The 19,664-nt window shown below is 54.5% G+C and carries 21 protein-coding genes; 13 read left to right on the forward strand and 8 right to left on the reverse strand.

Annotated features, from left to right (window positions below):
* Positions 1 to 9: 9 nt before the first annotated feature.
* The 5 genes from AAC621_RS09015 to secG form a co-directional block, all read right to left on the reverse strand.
* Positions 10 to 1,344: a glutamine synthetase family protein gene (locus AAC621_RS09015; RefSeq protein WP_340254545.1), complete on the reverse strand. Its 1,335-nt coding sequence runs from the start codon at positions 1,342 to 1,344 to the stop codon at positions 10 to 12.
* 74 nt (positions 1,345 to 1,418) lie between these two features.
* Positions 1,419 to 1,856 carry a tellurite resistance TerB family protein gene (locus AAC621_RS09020; protein WP_340254548.1) on the reverse strand — a complete coding sequence of 146 codons (438 nt, stop codon included), beginning with the start codon at positions 1,854 to 1,856 and terminating at the stop codon, positions 1,419 to 1,421.
* A 40-nt stretch (positions 1,857 to 1,896) separates the two neighbouring features.
* Positions 1,897 to 2,685, reverse strand: coding sequence for a 23S rRNA (adenine(2030)-N(6))-methyltransferase RlmJ (gene rlmJ, locus AAC621_RS09025; RefSeq protein ID WP_340254551.1), 789 nt, complete (start codon positions 2,683 to 2,685; stop codon positions 1,897 to 1,899).
* A gap of 20 nt (positions 2,686 to 2,705) precedes the next feature.
* The gene (locus AAC621_RS09030) at positions 2,706 to 4,349 is read right to left on the reverse strand and encodes a CTP synthase (protein ID WP_317655514.1); all 1,644 of its coding nucleotides are present in this window, start codon (positions 4,347 to 4,349) and stop codon (positions 2,706 to 2,708) included.
* 192 nt (positions 4,350 to 4,541) lie between these two features.
* Positions 4,542 to 4,925, reverse strand: coding sequence for a preprotein translocase subunit SecG (secG, locus tag AAC621_RS09035; protein ID WP_340254554.1), 384 nt, complete (start codon positions 4,923 to 4,925; stop codon positions 4,542 to 4,544).
* Positions 4,926 to 5,208: 283 nt separating this feature from the next.
* Between secG and AAC621_RS09040 the strand changes: the two genes are divergently transcribed.
* Together AAC621_RS09040 and AAC621_RS09045 are read left to right on the forward strand one after the other, a co-directional pair.
* Positions 5,209 to 6,504 carry an adenylosuccinate synthase gene (locus tag AAC621_RS09040; protein ID WP_340254557.1) on the forward strand — a complete coding sequence of 432 codons (1,296 nt, stop codon included), beginning with the start codon at positions 5,209 to 5,211 and terminating at the stop codon, positions 6,502 to 6,504.
* Between the two features lie 33 nt (positions 6,505 to 6,537).
* Entirely contained in the window at positions 6,538 to 6,771 is a 234-nt protein-coding gene (locus tag AAC621_RS09045; RefSeq protein WP_340254560.1) for a DUF2842 domain-containing protein, read from the forward strand.
* A gap of 4 nt (positions 6,772 to 6,775) precedes the next feature.
* On the opposite strand, the gene AAC621_RS09050 is transcribed toward AAC621_RS09045, so the two are convergent.
* Both AAC621_RS09050 and AAC621_RS09055 read right to left on the reverse strand, forming a co-directional pair.
* Positions 6,776 to 7,510: an SDR family NAD(P)-dependent oxidoreductase gene (locus AAC621_RS09050; RefSeq protein WP_340254563.1), complete on the reverse strand. Its 735-nt coding sequence runs from the start codon at positions 7,508 to 7,510 to the stop codon at positions 6,776 to 6,778.
* 47 nt (positions 7,511 to 7,557) lie between these two features.
* A complete protein-coding gene (locus tag AAC621_RS09055) occupies positions 7,558 to 8,304 on the reverse strand; it encodes an SDR family NAD(P)-dependent oxidoreductase (protein ID WP_340254566.1) in 747 nt (248 codons plus the stop codon).
* A gap of 207 nt (positions 8,305 to 8,511) precedes the next feature.
* On the opposite strand from AAC621_RS09055, the gene AAC621_RS09060 reads away from it, so the two are divergent.
* The 11 genes from AAC621_RS09060 (at position 8,512) to AAC621_RS09110 (ending at position 18,239) form a co-directional block, all read left to right on the forward strand.
* Positions 8,512 to 9,234 carry a thiamine diphosphokinase gene (locus tag AAC621_RS09060; RefSeq protein ID WP_340254568.1) on the forward strand — a complete coding sequence of 241 codons (723 nt, stop codon included), beginning with the start codon at positions 8,512 to 8,514 and terminating at the stop codon, positions 9,232 to 9,234.
* A 104-nt stretch (positions 9,235 to 9,338) separates the two neighbouring features.
* On the forward strand, positions 9,339 to 10,121 hold the full coding sequence (gene rpiA / locus AAC621_RS09065; RefSeq protein WP_340254571.1) for a ribose-5-phosphate isomerase RpiA: 783 nt from the start codon (positions 9,339 to 9,341) through the stop codon (positions 10,119 to 10,121).
* 21 nt (positions 10,122 to 10,142) lie between these two features.
* Positions 10,143 to 11,498: a glutathione-disulfide reductase gene (gene gorA / locus AAC621_RS09070; protein ID WP_340254574.1), complete on the forward strand. Its 1,356-nt coding sequence runs from the start codon at positions 10,143 to 10,145 to the stop codon at positions 11,496 to 11,498.
* 124 nt (positions 11,499 to 11,622) lie between these two features.
* A complete protein-coding gene (hflK, locus tag AAC621_RS09075; protein WP_340254577.1) occupies positions 11,623 to 12,759 on the forward strand; it encodes an FtsH protease activity modulator HflK in 1,137 nt (378 codons plus the stop codon).
* Positions 12,759 to 13,637 (forward strand): protease modulator HflC, encoded by an 879-nt coding sequence (gene hflC / locus AAC621_RS09080; protein WP_340254580.1) that lies wholly within the window; start codon positions 12,759 to 12,761, stop codon positions 13,635 to 13,637. Before hflK ends, hflC begins: the two co-directional genes overlap by 1 nt.
* Positions 13,637 to 13,840: a DUF2065 domain-containing protein gene (locus AAC621_RS09085; protein WP_340254583.1), complete on the forward strand. Its 204-nt coding sequence runs from the start codon at positions 13,637 to 13,639 to the stop codon at positions 13,838 to 13,840. The genes hflC and AAC621_RS09085 overlap by 1 nt, the downstream gene beginning before the upstream one ends.
* Before the next feature lie 192 nt (positions 13,841 to 14,032).
* The gene (locus tag AAC621_RS09090; RefSeq protein WP_340256433.1) at positions 14,033 to 15,535 is read left to right on the forward strand and encodes a Do family serine endopeptidase; all 1,503 of its coding nucleotides are present in this window, start codon (positions 14,033 to 14,035) and stop codon (positions 15,533 to 15,535) included.
* 132 nt (positions 15,536 to 15,667) lie between these two features.
* Complete coding sequence (locus tag AAC621_RS09095; protein ID WP_340254586.1) at positions 15,668 to 16,240, forward strand: hypothetical protein; 573 nt, start codon at positions 15,668 to 15,670, stop codon at positions 16,238 to 16,240.
* Positions 16,241 to 16,934: 694 nt separating this feature from the next.
* Positions 16,935 to 17,252 (forward strand): H-NS histone family protein, encoded by a 318-nt coding sequence (locus tag AAC621_RS09100; protein ID WP_340254589.1) that lies wholly within the window; start codon positions 16,935 to 16,937, stop codon positions 17,250 to 17,252.
* Positions 17,253 to 17,369: 117 nt separating this feature from the next.
* Positions 17,370 to 17,660: a hypothetical protein gene (locus tag AAC621_RS09105; RefSeq protein ID WP_340254592.1), complete on the forward strand. Its 291-nt coding sequence runs from the start codon at positions 17,370 to 17,372 to the stop codon at positions 17,658 to 17,660.
* A 30-nt stretch (positions 17,661 to 17,690) separates the two neighbouring features.
* A complete protein-coding gene (locus tag AAC621_RS09110; RefSeq protein ID WP_340254595.1) occupies positions 17,691 to 18,239 on the forward strand; it encodes a hypothetical protein in 549 nt (182 codons plus the stop codon).
* A gap of 461 nt (positions 18,240 to 18,700) precedes the next feature.
* Here AAC621_RS09110 and AAC621_RS09115 read toward each other — a convergent pair whose 3' ends face one another.
* Positions 18,701 to 19,600, reverse strand: coding sequence for a LysR substrate-binding domain-containing protein (locus AAC621_RS09115; RefSeq protein WP_340254598.1), 900 nt, complete (start codon positions 19,598 to 19,600; stop codon positions 18,701 to 18,703).
* Between the last annotated feature and the right edge of the window lie 64 nt (positions 19,601 to 19,664).

The raw sequence follows: 19,664 nt of genomic DNA on the forward strand, positions 1-19,664 counted from the left end.
GGGGGCAGTTTAGACAGTGTCGAGGTAGAGTTGCATCTGCTCTTCGGGTGAAAGCTCGGCCATGTAATGCATCTCTTGACGCTTGGTGGCGAGGTAGTTTGCAACCAACTCCCGCGGAAAGATTTGCGCGGTCATCTGGCAGTCTTCAAAGGCCGCGATGGCCTCACCCCATGTGGTGGGCAAATGCGGGCTCGCCGCCTCATAGGCGTTTCCATGGGTGGGCGCGGGGGGTGTGAGTTTGCCCTCAATCCCTGTGAGTGCCGCACCAAGAATACTGGCCACCAAGAGATAGGGGTTCACATCGCCCCCAGCGACCCGATGTTCGATCCGCCGCGCGGCAGGCGCGCCAGAGGGAACCCGCAGCGCGGTTGTGCGGTTCTCATAACCCCACGCCAAAGCAGTCGGGGCATGGGCGCCTGGCACAAATCGATCATAGCTGCTGGCATGGGGGGCGAAGATCAGCATAGACCCTGCCATCGCTTTCAAGCACCCCGCAATGGCATGGTGCAGCGCCTCTGATCCTTCGGCGCTGCCATTGTCAAAAATATTGCGCCCCTGCTGATCAAGGACCGAGAAATGCATATGCATTCCGTTGCCCGAGTAATCTTCGTAGGGTTTCGCCATAAACGAGGCGGCAAAGCCGTATTTGCGCGCAACGCCTTTGACCAAAAGCTTGAACAGCCACGCGTCATCCGCCGCCTTCAAAGCATCGGATTGGTGCACCATATTGATTTCGAACTGTCCGGGGCCTGCCTCGGAAATCAATGTGTCGGCGGGTATATCCATTGCCTCGCAGGCATCATAAATTTCGGTAAAGAACTGATCAAAGGCATCAAGCTGCCTGAGGGCCAGAATTTCGGCTTGATTGCGTCTTTTGCCTGAGCGGGGCGATGGCGGCACGCGCAAGTCGGGGCCGCGATCATCGATGATGTAGAATTCCAACTCAGTGGCCACAACAGGGGTCAGGCCAAGCGCCTTATACCGATCTAGAACCCGCGCCAGCGCGTGGCGCGGATCACCCGCAAACGGGCGGCCATCTTCGTGGAACATCCAAAGCGGTAGCAGCGCGGTTGGATTGCTCAGCCACGGCATTGGCACAAAGCCCCGCTCGGTCGGCAGAAGCAGACCATCGGGATCACCGCTTTCAAAGACGAGCGGGCTGTCATCGATATCTTCGCCCCAAATATCAAGATTCATGACGGAGAAGGGAAAGCGTGTTCCGTCTTCCCATGCTTTTTGCGCATAGCGCCGCGCAATGCGTTTTCCGCGCGGCTGACCATTGAGATCAGAGGCCGCAACGCGGATCGTTTTGATCTCTGGATTATCGTTGAGATAGCTGCTCATGCGGCCAGTCTAGCGCAGCATTTTTGAAATGGCAGCGAAATTCGCGCAGGCTTGCGCGTAATTTGCGCGCCTGCCTAAAGTTTGGCCACACGTTGGCGCGCAAGGGCGCTGTCGCGGTCGTTGATCCCCAACATGGGCGCCACCATACGTAATAGCGCATCCTCATCCGCGCTGCGCTGCCCATCGGCTAAGGCAATCGCCCAAAGGGCCTCAATCACCACAATTCGATCTTCATAGGCGACCGACTCCTTGATGACGCGTGTAAAGCGCACCGTGTCTGGGGCTTCTGTTTCAACCGCCTCGGCCTCATGGATCAGGGCATCAACGCCTGATTGGTCAAGGCGGTAGCGCGCCGCTAAGGTTTCCGCGATTTTTGCGCGTTCCGCTTGGGCATAGTCGCCGTCACTGCGCGCAAGGCGCACGAGTAATGCGCAAAGCGCCAGCCGCGCATCGCTATCAGTGATGGGTTTTGGTTTGGGCGCGCCAAGACGGCGAAGGAGATCTGCAAACATAGGCCCCAATATAAGCCGTTTTTGCGATAAGAGAACCCGCCTAATGCGCCTTGGCTTTTGCAAACACCGCTGCAATCTCGGCCAATGCGGCCTCCATGCCGAAAGGCGGGTTGAGAATAAACAGGCCCGAGCCAATCATCCCATGCCCTTCGCGGGCGGGGGGGAAGGTCTGGCGGTGAAGCATCGCATCAGCAAAGGTTTGGCGTAACTCTGTTTCCATCGGCTGATGGGCTGTGTTCGCGAGGATCGGATACCACAAGATTATAATCCCAACATTCCATTTGCGCGCCAACTGCCCTATGATTTTTGGGATGCGGGCATAGTCGGCCTTCACCTCATAAGAGGGATCAATCAACATCAAGCCACGCCGTGGATCAGGTGGGCAAATGGATTGCGCCATCTCGAACCCGTCTTGGCGATAGAGCTGCGCCCCGCCCGCTTGGATCATTGCCGCCTGCAGGGCCTCATGTTCCTGAGGATGCAATTCCGCGAGATGTAAATTATCCATAGGCCGCAATAATTCAGCCGCCAAAAGGGGGGAACCCGCATAGGCCTGTAGGCCGTATTTTGCGGCAATTTTTTTCTGTAGGGTCGCATAAGGATGATCTGCTGCAAAACCTGCGCGCAAGCGGGCGATGCCTGCCTCTGCCTCGCCCGTTTTTACGGCTTCGGGGGCGGCAAGATCATAAAGCCCCCGCCCCGCATGGGTTTCAAGATAACTCAGCGGTTTGTCTTTGCGCGTCAGGTAATCCAATACCCATGCGAGGGCCGCGTGCTTATGCACATCGGCCAAATTGCCCGCATGATAGATATGTTGATAAGACAGCATCGCGGGCCTGTCAGGCAGGCTTAGACAAGCCTGCTGACATCCTTGGCCGCCCGCACAAAGTCACGGAACAGCGGGTGCGGTGCGAAGGGTTTCGATTTCAATTCTGGATGGAACTGAACCCCGATATACCACGGGTGGTCTTTGATCTCGACAATCTCGGGCAGTTTCCCATCGGGCGAAAGGCCCGAGAAAAGCAGACCGCATTTTTCAAGTTTATCACGATATTTGATATCGACTTCATAGCGGTGGCGATGACGTTCCTCGATGGCGGTTGTGCCATAGGCCTCGGCTACGCGGCTGCCTTCTGCGAGAACCGCATCATAGGCACCCAAACGCATCGTGCCGCCTTTGTCATCATCTGATTTGCGGGTGACTTTATAATTGCCCTGCACCCATTCTTTGAGGTGATACACAATCGGCTCGAACCGCTTTTGACCCGCTTCGTGATCAAATTCCTCCGACCCTGCTTTGGCCATGCCCGCCAGATTGCGCGCAGCCTCGATCACCGCCATTTGCATACCCAAGCAGATGCCCAAATAGGGGATCTTGCGGGTTCGGGCGAATTCTGCAGCCTTGATCTTGCCCTCTGTTCCGCGCTCGCCAAACCCACCAGGGACAAGGATCGCATGGAAGCCCTCAAGATGTGGCGCAGGATCTTCGCGGTCGAAAATCTCGGCATCAATCCATTCGGCGCGCACTTTGACGCGATTGGCCATGCCGCCATGGGTCAGCGCCTCGGCGATAGATTTATAGGCATCTTCCAACTGCGTGTATTTGCCAACAATCGCCACGCGCACTTCGCCTTCGGGATTGTGGATACGATCTGATACATCTTCCCAACGGCTGAGATCTGGTTTCGGGGCGGGGGCGATTTGGAAAGCATCCAACACCGCCTGATCCAACCCTTCGCGGTGATAGGCCAAAGGTGCATCATAAATCGTGCTGAGGTCTTGTGCGGCAATCACGCTATCGGGGCGCACATTGCAAAATAGCGCAAGCTTCTCGCGCTCTTTGCGCGGGATCGGCCCCTCAGAACGGCATACCAAAATATCGGGGGCAAGCCCGATAGAGCGCAGCTCCTTTACGCTGTGTTGGGTGGGCTTCGTTTTCAACTCACCCGATGCTTTGATATAAGGCAGCAGGGTCAGGTGCATGAAGATACACTGGCCACGCGGGCGCTCTTGGCCGAATTGACGGATCGCCTCAAAAAACGGCAGGCCCTCGATATCGCCGACCGTGCCGCCGATTTCGCACAGCATGAAATCCACTTCATCCTCGCCGATGGCGATGAAATCTTTGATCTCATTGGTGACGTGGGGAATCACTTGGATGGTTTTGCCTAGGTAATCACCACGGCGCTCTTTCTCCAAAACGTTGGAATAGATACGGCCTGATGAGACGCTGTCTGTCGCGCGGGCAGAGACGCCTGTGAAGCGCTCGTAATGGCCCAAATCCAGATCGGTTTCCGCACCATCATCGGTCACGAAAACTTCGCCATGTTCAAAGGGCGACATCGTCCCAGGATCAACGTTGAGATAGGGGTCAAGCTTGCGCAAACGCACGGTGTAGCCACGTGCCTGTAGCAACGCACCAAGCGCGGCTGACGCGAGGCCCTTACCAAGCGAAGAGACCACACCACCCGTGATAAAAATGTATCGTGCCATATACCTGTATTCTCCCGCGCGGGCTATTTTGTCTGTTGGAAACAGACCGCGTTTGCCACCTGTATCACGGGATTTGACCGTATCAGGATTCGTGTCCTTAGGGCAAGCGGTCAGCGCTATATCATGTGGCTAAAAATAACAAAGGCCCAATATTTATTGGGCCTTAGCGGTGAATTAATTTTAGATGCTGCGTTATTCCGCCCGTGGCGGCAGCGCGGGCGCATCCCCCAGTGCTGGGGGCAGAAGGCTATCTGCCGCAGGCGCGCTGTCGGTTGTGCCATCGGTTGCGGCCCCGTCAGCGGGGGCTGATGTGCCAATGCGGTCTAGCACAGATGTGGTGTCCGAGTTTTGCGCCGCCAAAATGGTCAATGTAACCGATGTAATCAAAAACGCAGTCGCAAAGGCCCATGTGAGTTTGCTGAGGGCTGTTGCCGCTTGGCGGCCTGTCATAAGGCCACCGCCTGCACCACCGCCGCCACCAAGGCCCATGCCGCCCCCTTCGGAGCGCTGCAAAAGCACCACGGCAATCAAGCAGATTGCGAGGATAAGATGGATGACGAGAACGATATTTTCCATGAGCGGCCTCAGGTGCGTGTCTGTAACAATCTGTCACTTTTCGCGGCTTACTTAGGGGATGCGACCCGCCGCCGCAAGCCAAGAGTTTCACAACTTTAAGGCGAATCCTTTGAATATTGCAACACATATGACAGTTCCATGACCCAAGGATGCGGGCCCGTCCCGCGTTCTGCTGCAGGCGGGCTATGCGTTTCGCGCTTTTCACCGAGGCTGCGTGTCGTTATAGACGCCATCGTTTGCAAGAGCCGGCCATTCTGGCCTGCGGATAAGGACGGATCGTAAAATGGCGAATGTTGTGGTTGTTGGCGCGCAATGGGGGGATGAAGGCAAGGGCAAGCTTGTCGACTGGCTCAGCGAGCGCGCAGATGTGATTTGCCGCTTTCAAGGCGGGCATAACGCAGGCCATACATTGGTTATTGATGGCAAGGTCTACAAGCTCAACGCGCTGCCTTCGGGTGTGGTGCGCGGCGGCAAGCTGAGCGTTATTGGAAATGGCGTTGTTCTAGATCCTTGGCACCTCATCGAAGAGATCGGCAAAATCCGCCAAGATGGTGTGACCATCAGCCCTGAAACATTGATGATTGCGGAGAATACCCCGCTGATCCTGCCAATCCATGGTGAATTGGATCGTGCCCGCGAAGATGCGGCCAGCGCCGGCACCAAAATCGGCACCACAGGCCGCGGCATCGGCCCTGCCTACGAGGATAAGGTTGGTCGCCGATCGGTGCGGGTTGCGGATTTGGCGGATGAGGCCACCTTGATCGCCCGTGTTGATCGCGCGCTACAGCATCACGACCCGCTGCGCCGTGGCCTTGGTATCGCGCCTGTCGATCGCGATGCGCTGATCGAAAAGCTTAAGGCCATTGCGCCTGAGATTTTGCCCTATGCCGCACCCGTTTGGAAGGTTCTGAACGAACAGCGCCGCGCGGGTAAGCGTATTTTGTTCGAGGGCGCACAAGGCGCGCTGCTGGATATTGATTTTGGCACCTATCCCTTTGTGACCTCCTCCAACGTCATTGCAGGGCAGGCTGCGACAGGTGTCGGTCTTGGGCCAGGTGCGGTTGATTATGTGCTGGGCATCGTAAAAGCCTATACAACCCGCGTGGGCGAGGGGCCGTTTCCAACGGAATTGGACGATGACGATGGCACCCGTCTGGGGACGCGTGGCCATGAATTTGGCACGGTCACAGGGCGCAAGCGGCGCTGCGGGTGGTTTGACGCCGCCCTTGTGCGCCAGACCTGCGCGACGTCTGGTGTGAATGGCATTGCGCTGACGAAGCTGGATGTTCTTGACGGGTTTGACAAGCTCAAAATCTGCGTGGGCTATGAATTGGACGGCACGCGGATTGACTACCTTCCAACCGCGTCTGAGGCGCAAAAACGCTGCACGCCAATCTATGAAGAGATGGAAGGGTGGCATGAGACGACCGAGGGCGCGCGCTCTTGGGCGGATTTGCCTGCCAATGCGATCAAATATGTGCGCCGTGTGGAGGAGTTGATTGACTGCCCCGTGGCGCTACTTTCCACCTCACCCGAGCGTGAAGACACAATTCTTGTGACTGACCCGTTCGCGGATTGATCTGATCACCGACCAAAGGGAGAGCTGCCCGTCATGGCCCTTGGCTATAAAACCCGCAAGCGATTGTCCCTGCTTATCCTGATCTTCGGGCTGCCTGCCTATATCGCGGCGGCGTGGTGGCTGATGAGCTTGTTTGAGCGCCCCTCCATCTGGGTGGAGTTTGCCATATATGTGGGGCTTGGTATTTTGTGGGCCCTGCCGTTCAAAGCCGTTTTCAAGGGCGTTGGACAGGCAGATAACAACGGCGACAAAGACGGTAAACACTAACGCGTTAGTACGTGGCTCTGCCTCCCGACATATCAAAAACAGCGCCGGTGTTAAATGAGCATGCACTAGAGGAAAGCCACATCACTATATCGGCGACCTCCCGTGCATAGCCAAGGCGCTTCATCGGTGACTTTGCTATCATAGTTTCCACAAAGTCAGGTTCCATCTGGTCGAGAATGTTCGTTTTTACTGCGGCAGGTGCCACACAATTCACTCGAACATTGGTTTCGGCCAGCTCTTTTGCGAGCGACTTAGTAAAGCCTATTACACCAGCTTTTGCCGCAGAATATGCAGATGCGTAGGGTGTACCCTCTTTGCCTGCAAGAGACGCCATATTAATTATGCGACCGTACCCCTCAGAGACCATACATGGAGCTACTGTTTTTGCTACGATATAAGTGCCAATTAAATTGACTTGCACAGTTTTGATCCAAGCTTCCGTGTCGTAGTTAATTGTGTTCTCAGTTGGGCCGGCATAACCAGCATTGTGTGAGAGGAAATCAATCTTGCCCCAATTGTTAATTGTGTCTTTGGTTGCATTTTCGACTTGGCTGAGGTCACTAACGTCAACTTCCTTGAAAATTGCATTTTTTCTTTTGTTCTTTGGGGGATGGAGATCCCATATGACTACCTTGGCTCCGGCATCAAGGTATTGTGAGGCAATCTGAGAGCCGATTCCGTTTGCCCCCCCCGTCACTACAGCAATTCTATTGGAAAAATCGTAAGTTACTTCTTGCATCGACTTCGGTATCCTTTTGGTTTGGTAGGTCCATCGTAACCCTGTCACTACTGGGCCAAAAAACCTCCATCGACGGGGAGAGTATGCCCAGTGATCATAGATGCTGCTGACGACGATAGAAAAGCGACAGCGGCAGCCACATCTCCTGGCTCAGCAATCTTGCCTAGGGGCGTCATTTCCTCGATGCGTCGAACAGTATAGGGGTCATCAAGTAACGGTCTAATAAATTCCGTTCTAACATACGTAGGGGCAACAGAGTTGACACGGATATCATAAGGGGCCCACTCAACTGCCAAGGCACGTGTCATATTTACTATAGCTCCCTTTGACGTTTGATACGAGACATTGGGGTAAATACCCCCCCCTGAAAGCCCCATAATTGAGGCTATATTTGTGATGCATCCCGGTTGTTTTGCTTTGACCATCTTTCTGGCTGCAGCCTGAGCACATAGAAAAGATCCGGTGGTGTTGACGTTTGCAACCAAATCCCAGTCCGACTTGTTATGGTCCAGAGCCGGTTGCCGACGCGCTACGCCGGCACTATTCACCAAGACGTCTACGTTCGGGACTTTCTCGAACACTTCGTCGATTTGGTTTGCGTCGCAAATATCAAGCTCGAATGAGAGTGAGTTTGGTATATTCTCGCTAACCGATTTGGCTGCAGCTCCATCTTTGTCCAATATTATTATATGCGAACCTAAAGACGCCATATAATTTGCACAGGCTTCGCCAATACCGTTTGCTCCACCTACTACAACAACAACTTTATCTTTGAGCTTGAATTGATTTATCAACTTGTAATCCTAACATTTTAAATCCAAATTCATTGGCGCAGCTTCATGAGCTATAGAGCCCCTTAGTATTTTGTTTAGCTATGCTCCATGTATTTTCCAAAAGCGTTTTTTAGCTTCTGCAGTATCACTTTGAGTGATACGCTAGGGCTAATGAGCCAAAACTAAAACGATTTTTTCACTGTTGCAGAATTTGGATTGAACGCATTCGTGAGCGTAGAGGAGAATTATAACCAGGTTAGCTTTGGCGGGATATCAGCGTCAGAGAACAGTTTAGCCTACACCGAACGTCTTGTGTGCCTGATAGGTGGTGGAGAAATTGAAGAACAGCCAGTAAAGGCGCTGGTCAACTCTGGAGCGATTGTGGTCGCGGCTGACGGTGGTGCTAATCACGCCTTACGCCTTGGTCTGCAGCCCGTTGCCGTGATTGGCGATATGGATTCCATCAGCCCTGAGACGCGCGCTCAATTCGGGGATGTTCTGCATCACATTCCCGAGCAGGACAGCACCGATTTTGAGAAATCTTTGCGGGTTTTGGATGTTGCGGGCATCATTGGTTTTGGGTTTCTCGGGCCGCGCGCCGATCATGGATTGGCCGCGATGCAGGCCTTGGCACGGCATCAAGGCGCGCCCGTCATTTTGCAAAGCGCGCAGGATGTGGTTTTCCACCTCCCTGCGCATCGCGAAATAGCTTTTGAATTACCGCGAGATACTCGGGTCTCTTTGTTCCCTTTTGCCCCTGTGGCCTGTGCCGCTGAGGGGCTGCGTTGGCCTCTTGATGGTTTGACCTTCGATCCGATGGGGCAGATTGGCACATCCAACAAGGCCGAGGGTGGGGCGCTGCGTCTAATGGCCAAGGGGGCAGGGCTGCTTGCCATTTTGCCTGCGCGCTACCGTGATCAGGTTTTGCAGAGTTTCGGTTTGTCTCTTTGACCCTCGCATCCCTGAACAAGTTTCGTTAAACATGATGCGAGATCGACAAACGCCACTGGCGCAGTGCGGCTGACCCTTTGGCATGACAATATGGAGACGCGCGAATGGCGGCTGACCTTAGCCCAATTGATAAAGCAAAATATGTGGCGGCAAAGCGCGCTGTTGATTTTGTTGAAGATGGGATGCGCCTTGGGCTTGGGACGGGATCAACGGCAGCATGGATGGTGCGCTGTCTGGGCGAGATGGTGCGCGAAGACGGATTGCAGGTCACAGGTGTTGCCACATCAACCCGCACAGCAGAGCTTGCCCGTGAAGTTGGCATCACAGTCAAAACGTTGGACGAGGTGAAATGGCTGGATCTCACGATTGACGGCGCGGATGAGTTTGACCCAAACCTGAACCTCATCAAAGGTGGTGGTGGTGCTTTGTTGCAAGAAAAAATCGTAGCAACCGCTTCGGATCAGATGATCGTGATTGCCGACCCTGCAAAAGAGGTAACGGGTCTTGGGGCCTTCCCCTTGCCCGTTGAGGTTATTCCGTTTGGATGGCAAACCACCAAAGCCCTGATTGAGGAAGTGTTGGTCAATCTCGATGTTCTGGGTCGCAGCACATCTTTGCGCCTTTCGGGGGAAGAACCCTATCGCACAGACGAAGGAAATTTCATCATCGACTTGCATCTCAAGCGCATTGCCAACCCGCAACAAGCCTCGCTTGTTCTAAACCAGATCCCAGGTGTGGTGGAGAACGGTCTGTTCCTCGATATTTGTGACATTATCGTAATCGGCAATGGCGATGGCACCGTTGAGGTGCGCAATATCAACGATGGCACGGTCGAGCGGGAAAAGATCGAAATTCTTGAGGGTGATAACCTCTTTAACCTCTCCTAACCCCTCAACTCAGGCTGATTGATGACATTTGACTATGATCTTTTCGTAATTGGTGGTGGCTCTGGCGGGGTGCGCGCCGCACGCGTTGCAGCAGGTTTGGGGGCTAAGGTGGCCTTGGCCGAGGATAGCCGCATGGGAGGCACCTGTGTGATCCGCGGATGCGTGCCCAAAAAACTGATGGTCTTTGCCTCTGAATATGCGCCGATGGCAGAAGATGCAGCGGCCTATGGGTGGGACATTTCACTGGGGGCATTTGATTGGCCGAATTTCCAGCGCAAATTATCCGCCGAGTTAGATCGCTTGGAAGGTGTTTATAACGGCCTGTTGGACAAATCAGGTGTCACTGTTTTTGCGCAGCGCGCCACCCTGTCGGATCCGCATTCCGTGCGCCTTGCCGATGGCACAATCAAATCCGCGAAACATATCTTGATCGCTACGGGCGGTCGGCCCGTCCGCCCCGATGTCAAGGGCGCTGAATATGGCATCGTATCGGATGATATTTTCAACCTGCCGCAACTGCCGAAATCAATATTGATTGTGGGCGGTGGCTATATCGCGTGCGAGTTCGCCTGTATTCTCAATGGCCTCGGGGTTGAGGTCACGCAATATTATCGCGGCGCGCAAATTCTGCGTGGCTTTGATGATGAGGCGCGTGGGCTGATTTGCGATCAAATGCGGGCCAATGGGATTTCGATCCATATGGGCACCGATGTGATCGGGATTGAGAAAACAGACACGGGCTTGCGTGTTGAGGCGACCAATGGCGAGATGCAAAGTTTTGATCAGGTGTTTTTTGCCACAGGTCGCCGCCCCAACACAGATGGGTTGGGGTTAGACGCCCTCGGCGTGGAATTCGGCCGTGGTGGTGAGATTGTGGTGGATCAATTCAGCCAAACCGCCGTGCCTTCGATTTATGCGATTGGGGATGTGACCAATCGTGTGAACCTGACCCCCGTTGCCATTCGCGAAGCGATGGCCTTTGTGGCGACAGTCTTTGAAGGCAAGAAGACGCCCGTGGATCATGACTTAATCCCCTCGGCGGTGTTCACACAGCCCGAATTTGGCACTGTGGGCCTGTCTGAGGAAGAGGCCCGCGCAGCAGGCCCAATTGAGGTCTACGCGACCTCTTTCAAACCGATGCAATCCAGTTTTGCGGGGCGGTCTGATCGGGTGATGATGAAATTGGTGGTTTGCGCTGAAACGCGCCGCGTTTTGGGCTGTCACATTGTCGCCCCGCAGGCGGGTGAGATGATCCAATTGGCGGGTATTGCTGTGAAAATGGGCGCAACCAAGGAAGATTTTGACCGCGTCTGCGCCGTGCATCCCACCATGTCGGAGGAATTGGTGACACTGAAAACACCCGTCCGCGTGGCTTGAAAATCAGGCGCAAAGGCACATCTGTGACAAGACGGTGATGGCCCATGTGGTGCAGCGTGGCGCGGCAGGGCACAGATTTGACTGAATATGTAAGATGAGAGATCACAAGAGGATATAGCGCAGCATGGCTGGAAATAACGGCGGCCCTTGGGGCTCTGGTGGAAATCGAGGTGGCGATGATGATGGTCGAAATGGCGGCCCGCGCCGCCCTGAACAGGGAGGTGGGCAACAGATCCCCGAATTGGATGATTTGGTTCGCAAGGGCCAAGAGCAACTCCGCGTTTTGATGGGGGGGCGCGGTGGCGGCAATGGCGGCTTTGGCGGCGGCGCAGGCGGCGGTGGTTTTAAACCGACACGCAGCATGTTCCTACTCGGCGCGGGCGCAGGCATCGTTGCTTGGTTCTTGGCGTCCTTTTACACGGTTCAGCCGTCTCAGCAGGGCGTTGAAACATTCTTTGGCAGTTTCTATCGCACCACGGGCGATGGCCCGCATTTGGCGCCTTGGCCCTTTGTGCGCGCCCAAGTGATCGAAGTCACCACGCAGCGCACCGAGGCGATTGGGTCTTCCCGCGCGGGCGAAGGCCTCATGCTGACCACGGATGAAAACATCGTCGATATTGATTTCCAAGTTGTTTGGAACATTAAAGACCCCGCAGATTTCCTCTTTAACCTTCGAGATCCAGAGGCAACTGTACGCTCTGTATCAGAGGCCGCGATGCGTGAAGTCATCGCGCAGTCCGAGCTGTCTCCAATTTTAAACCGGGATCGCGGCCTAGTTGCAGATCAGGTGCGGGATTTGATCCAAGCCACGATGGATGGATATGATTCAGGCATTAATATTGTGCGCCTTAACCTTGACCGCGCTGACCCGCCCGCCGAGGTGATTGACGCCTTCCGTGACGTGCAAGCCGCAGAACAGGAGCGCGACCGACTAGAGCGTCAGGCGGATGCCTATGCCAACCAAGCCCTCGCGGGCGCGCGCGGTGAAGCGGCGCAGCTGCTGGAAGAGGCTGAAGGGTATCGCGCCCAAGTGGTCAATGAGGCCGAGGGTCAAGCAAGCCGTTTCTTGGCGGTTCTTCAAGAATATCGCGGGGCGCCCGAAGTGACACGCCGCCGTATCTATCTTGAAACCATGGAGCAGGTTTTGGGTGATGTGAACCTGATCGTCATGGATGAGAATAGCGGAGGGAATGGCGTTGTGCCGTATTTGCCACTCAATGAATTGCGCAGAACTGACCCTGCAGCAGGGGGGAATAACTGATGTCTCGTATTGCTTTCCTAATCCCCGTTGTCGTTCTCGCTGTTGCCGTGGCGTTCAGCTCACTGTTCATCGTGGATGAGCGTCAAAAGGCGCTTGTTCTGCAATTTGGTCAAATCCGTCAGGTCATCGAGGAGCCAGGGTTGAACGTCAAAGTGCCGTTCATCCAAGAGGTGGTTTATTATGACGACCGGATCCTTTCGCTTGACACTCAACCGATTGAGGTAACCCCGTCTGATGATCGCCGCTTGGTGGTTGATGCATTTGCGCGCTATCGGATTTCGGATGTTGTTGCCTTCCGTCAGGCGATTGGCGCGGGCGGTCTGCGCGCGGCTGAGGCGCAGCTACAAGATATTCTCAACCCACAGATCCGTGCCGTGTTGGGTGCTGACGGTGTGACGTCAAACACGATTTTGTCGAGCGAGCGCGCCTCACTTATGGCACGCATCACGGAACAGGCACGCAACCTGGCCGATCGGGTTGGTCTTGAAGTTCTCGATGTGCGCCTCAAGCGCACGGAATTGCCACAGCAAAACCTTGAAGCCACCTTCGCCCGCATGGAGGCAGAGCGGCAGCGTGAAGCCACAGATGAACGCGCACGTGGTGCCGAGGCTGCACAGCGTGTCCGCGCCCAAGCCGACCGCACCGTGGTTGAGACCGTGTCAGCGGCAACCCGCGAAGCCGAAATCATCCGCGGTGAGGCAGATGGCGAACGGAACCGCATCTTTGCCGAGGCGTTTTCGCAGGATACAGAATTCTTTGAATTCTATCGTTCGATGAATGCCTATAGCCAAGCCCTGCGCACGGGAAATTCAACCTTCCTCTTGGCCCCTGATAGCGAATTCTTTGATTACTTGGGGTCTTCGCAGAGCCCGCGCTGATGCTGGGATTGTCGTGGGACATTATAATTGCAGGGCTTGGTATGGCCCTGCTGATCGAGGGGCTGGTCTTTGTGCTGGCCCCTTCGCGTTTGGAGAATCTGATTGCGTTTCTCGCAGCGATCCCCGTGGAAACACGCCGGCTCATCGGCTTTGGCGCGGTGTGTTTTGGGGTCATCATTCTGGCCTTTACGGGAAGTTTGTAATTTACTTTCACGGCCTTGTGACGGGGTTGTGAGATAGGGTTATCGGGACGGTTCTTGAATAACCTTGTGGGCGGCCAAATATTCATCTGACCCTATTGGTTATGACGGAACCTAACCACAGCTCGTCCGGGCGTGGTTTGGGAGATAAAAAGGAGTGTGCAGGTGAGACGCGATTATCAAACCACGGAATGGATGCGGCCAAGAGCTGTGGCGCGAGTGAAGGCAATTGCCATTGCGCCACCGCCGGTCTCGCGTCTGCGCCAAGCGGCGCTATTACTGGCTGCCGCACTTGTGGCGCTTGGGCTAATCACCCTGCAAAGCCCCGCGCATGCGCAATCGGCGCGGCCTGACACATTTGCAGATTTGGTGGATCAAGTGGGCGATGCGGTCGTGAATATCACCACAACCTCAATCGTTGCCGCCCGCCAACAAGGGCCGCAGGGCATCCAACCCATGTTGCCACCTGGATCGCCATTTGAAGATTTCTTTAACGATTTCATGAACCGCAATGGCCAAGGGGGCCAAGCCCCTCGCCGCTCTCAGGCTTTGGGATCGGGGTTTGTGATCTCTGAAGATGGGTTCATCGTCACCAATAATCATGTGATCGAGGGGGCCGATGAGATTTCGGTCGAATTCCGCACGGGCGAGGTGTTGCAGGCTGAATTGATTGGCACAGACCCCAACACAGATATTGCGCTTTTGAAGGTAGAGCCTGAAAGCTCGCTCACCTCTGTTTCCTTTGGGGATAGTGACGCGCTGCGCGTGGGGGATTGGGTTATGGCCATGGGAAACCCGCTCGGGCAGGGGTTCTCTGTCTCGGTCGGTGTCGTATCGGCACGCGGGCGGGAATTGTCTGGGGCCTATGATGATTTCATCCAGACAGACGCTGCAATCAATCGCGGTAACTCGGGCGGGCCATTGTTCAACCTCGAGGGCGATGTCATCGGCGTGAACACTGCGATCCTGTCACCCAACGGTGGCTCGATTGGTATCGGGTTTTCTATGGCCTCGGCCGTGGTCAGCGATGTGGTTGATCAATTGCAGCAATTCGGCGAAACGCGCCGTGGATGGTTGGGCGTGCGCATTCAGGACGTGACCCAAGATATCGCCGATGGCCTGTCCTTGGAGGAGGCACGCGGTGCATTGGTCACAGATGTGCCAGAAGGCCCCGCCCGTGATGCGGGTGTCGAGGTGGGGGACGTGATCCTCAGCTTTGATGGGCAGGATATTCAGGATACCCGCGAATTGGTGCGTGTTGTGGCCGCGGCCCCTGCTGGGGAAACGGTGGATATGGACGTTCTGCGCAGTGGTGACGTTGAAACCCTCTCTGTTACCTTGGGGCGCCGCGAGACCGCGGATGCAGGCGGCGCGGGGCAGCCCGAACCGATTAAACCCGCATCCGTGGATGTGCTTGGCCTGCGCCTTGGCCCTATCACCGAAGAGGATCGTGTAGATCTCGCGGCACGGGGCCTGAGCGGTGTGGTGATTGAGGCGGTCGATCCAAGCTCGGACGCGGCGGCAAAGGGACTACAGGCGGGCGACATTGTGACCGAAGTTGCGCAAATGCCGATTTCCACTCCGCAAGAATTTGACCAAATTGTTGGAGAGGCGCGTGATGCGGGGCAAAAATCTATTCTCTTGCTGATCCGCCGCGCGGGGGATCCACGCTTTGTGGCCCTAACCCTAACTGATTAAGGCATCCCGCCAAGTAGACACAGGTGCGGGCTGAATTTATCTTCGGCCCGCGCTATTTCTTTGCCCCAAGCGCAAGGGTTTGCTAGGGGAGGCGTGACCAGAATTTCGACTGCCCCAAGGAGGGCCAAACCCATGCGCCACTTGCCCGTTGCTTTGATCTTGACCGCCACCCTCCTTGCCGGGTGTCAACCGATGAGCATGCCCCCTGTGGAAGAGTTGAGCCCCTCTCAACAGGCTTTGGCGCAGGTGATCCCGCCCCGTGGTGGGGTGGTTATGGCCGCTTTCACAGATCCCGAACTGCAGCCGCAATATCTCACCGATGATTTGGTGCAGGCCTCGGCCCGTGCCGCTGCCTGCCATCAGGAAGCTTATGGGGGGCCACTAGAGATGGGCGACGTCTTGCCAGTCCTCGCGGAACTCCCTGAAACCTTGGTCTATGAGAGCCAGATAGAGACCTTGCAAGCAGCACAGGTATCCGTATTGACCGGTCGCACTCCAGGCTCGCAGCGCGTGGACGTGACGTTATTGCGCGACGGGTATCGTTGGAAAATTGCTGACCTTTCGCATGACGGTAAATTACTGTCGGCTCAATTGGGTGCTCACTGTGACTTTATAGCCCGGCAGGCAGCTGCACTCGAGCGTGCGGCCGCCCAGTCGGAAGCTGAAGCAGACGCGTCAACTCAAGAGGCGTCGCCAGCGAGCTGATGGCCTATATGGTCATGGATATCTTGGGGCCGCTCGTCTCACGATGAATTTTTATTATTTCTGGCGATTGCTAATGTAATGGTAGCTTGACTAAATGGCTGCCATTGCATGAATAATATTACCCTCAATTACTGGCGCAATTGATTGATTTGACCTGCTGAGATACGTTGTCCGCGTGGATTAAATTATTTGGAGTGGCTTCCAATGGGGCGGCATGCAAGTTTAGCTCGTATCTGTGTACTGGCATCGCGTCTGGAGCGCATTGAGCAGGCTGCTGGGATAGGCAGCCTGTCTCATCTTGAGAGGAAGGTGTTGAGGGCAGCCTTTGCAGCATCCAATTCGGAAAATATATTTTCTCCGGTTGAGGTTCTTGAAATGTTGAGGGGAGAGGACGGTGTGTCTCGGAGTTCTTTTTTCGTTCACTCAAAGCTTTGTGTGTAGGTGGCTACGTAACTAGGCTCGGAACTGACAAGAGAGCTGGACACGAAATTTCGTTGCCAGAGTAGTATTATTATATTTTTGGTATTAAATCTACTTTTTCATTCTGAAGTTTTTTAGTCACTTAATTATTTTTGCTTCATTAATTAATTATTGATGAGAAATTTAAAAATTTTTTTGGCGCTCCTATAAAAAAATCTTGAATTTTTCTTCTATTTATTGAATTGGTTTCAAGTGATTCATTTGGAGTATCAAAATGAATATAGATCTTGACAACCTTTCCTTAGCTGAACTCCGTGATTTGAATAAGCGCGTCAGTAAGGCTATCGATGGCTACGAAGACCGAATGAAGAGGGAGGCGCTAGCCAAACTTGAGAAGCAGGCTGCTGAGATGGGCTTTTCGCTTTCGGACTTGTTGGGGGGGAAGCCAAGGAAGTCGGTATCCAAGGTGGCGCCAAAATACGTGAACCCCGACAATTCAGAGCAGACTTGGACTGGGCGTGGGCGCCAGCCAAAGTGGGTCGAGGCACACCTTGCCTCCGGCAAGTCACTTGACGCTTTGCTCATAAAGTAACCGAAGCGTTATGTGGCGGGGTCGTGCTTGGCCACATGAGCGGCTATGCAGCAAGTGTTTCGCGGGTTATAATCTAACCCAGTGAGGCAAACTTTTGTAAGGTGCAGGCAATTGGCTATGAATTTTGACTTCCTCACCAATGTCGCGCGGTTGCGCTATACGTTGGAAAAAATGGAGGCGTCAGTGGGCATTCACCAACTCACTGAGGCTGAGAAATATGTGCTCAGTGCCGCGGCATTGGCTGCAAAAGCAGACGGCTCATTTTCGCTGCATGATTTAGAGGCGCAGGATTTGATTGCGGACATGCCCGTGAGCACAAAGTTTCGCACCCTGCGCTGCCTGATCGATAAGGGCAAGCTGAAGCGCGCAGGCGCAGGTCGCAAGTCCGATTATATTATCGTGGCTTGATCTTTTAATTTCCCGAGTAAGGCTGTGCGTATGCGGCATGCACTTATGACCGATCTTGTGGCCTTGGTCATGTGTTCGATCTTTTACGCGATGGCCTTTGAGGCTGTATTCGTTGTGTCGGATAAATTGCAGCAGTCCGTGGTGCCGGGCATTATTTATGGCAGTGTGCTGTTCTTCCCGCATGGTGTTCGGGTGCTAGCGGCCTATTTATTTGGGTGGCGAAGCATCCTCTACCTTCTGCCTATCAGCGCGGTCTATGCGGGGCTTGGGGGTGATGCGGCCACGATCCTCGAAGGGCTTGTTCTGGCATTGGGGAGTCTCGTGGCCTGCGTTCTGGCCTTTGAGGTATTGAGCCGCTTTGACTTTATCGAGCGTAATTATCTCGCGGTTTCAATCGATTGGAAAAGTCTGGTTCTCGCAGGTGCGTTTGGTGCAATGATGAATGCGGCCCTGCACTACACTTTGGATGTAACAGACGTGCGGGCCTCTGGCGCTGTTTTTGTCGGAGATGTGTTAGGTTTTGCAGCAGTGCTCGTAGTTTCGATGCTTTTCTTCAGATTGCTCCGCGAAGTCTCCTGAGCCCATCTGCAAATGCGCTGATTGGCAAGCAGACTGCCCGTGGAAGTAAATTTTTGCACACCCAAACATAACTTACCCCCACTAGCAGTATAGCTCAGTCGCCACTACTACTCGGCGGCAAAGTTTTTACTTTGTTTGTGTGGTGCTAGGTGCTCTAACTTTTCTGATAGTGCTTTATGAAGCCGCGGGTGTACAAAATCAGGTTCCAAGTTCGCCATCATACACACTTCTCGAAAGTCCCTCGATGGGTATTCCCCAATCCAGCGCCTGACGTCTTGAAACTCTCGACCTCTGCTGCTTTCGCTTGTTTGTAAATCCTGAGTGGCCCTCCACAGGACGGCTTGCCACAGTCTCAACTCTGGAATCGGATCGCTCATTAAGTGAGGCTACCATGCGTGTTGTTTCTATCAAGATGAAAGATAACTGCACGTCGATATAATTTGTAGACTTAGCCCCGCGGACTAAGCCACCGTCTTGATCCAGTTAATAAACGAGCGGGTATTTTGTGTCGGTGTTTTCGAGCTTGAGATGTAATATGCCGTGCCAAAATTATGGGCTAGATCTGCGAGTGGTCGAAGTGTTCCGTCATTAATTGCGCCAGCAGTAATTGAGCGCCACCCCAGCATGAGGCCTCGGCCATCCAGAGCTGCCTGCATGGCTTGGACATAGTTATTGAATGAGTGCCCTGCCTGCTTGGGCGCTGGCATGCCCTTGGCTGAGAGATAGGCCTCCCACCCGGCCCAGTGTTGTGTGTGCGGGTTTCGCACATGTATCAAGGGGGCGCTCCATATTGGAGTGCCACTTGCTCGCAGTGTGTCGATGAACTTAGGGGCTCCCACGGGACAGACCACTTCATCAAACAGCTTTTCGTTGTGCCCGTCGCGCCAATTCTGAGCCCCATAACGCAGGGCCAGATCGATATCCGGCGACAGTACCGGTAAGTCTGTGGGTGGCGCCTGGACATTCACCGTTATTTCTGGGTGCAGCGCGTAAAACTGCGGGAGGCGGGGCATCAGCCAATAGGTTGCAACCCCCAGAGTGCAAGCGACTGTGATTTGCAGCTCATGTCCCGCTTGCGCTGCCTGAATGTCGCTGATGGTAGCGCGAATTTGGCTCAATCCCTCCCGCACAGAGCGTGCCAGCATCTCACCTTCTTCCGTCAAGCTTGCTGGTTTGCGGCGCCGATCCAATAGTGTGGTGCCAATATATTCCTCGAGCGCCTTAATCGCCTGGCTGATCGCTGGCTGGCTCACGTTCATTTGTGCGGCAGTCTCGCGCATGGATCCGTGCCGGGCGAATGCCTCAAAGCAGACTAACAAGCGAAGTGGGGGGAAGTGGTCCATAATATGATTATAACTCATGACTTATGTTATATTCATATAAATCCATCTATATTTAAAAAAATCAATGTGCAATTGTAATTAT

Source organism: Roseobacter sp. HKCC-CH-9208 (genome assembly GCF_037805125.1).
Taxonomy (GTDB): domain Bacteria; phylum Pseudomonadota; class Alphaproteobacteria; order Rhodobacterales; family Rhodobacteraceae; genus M30B80.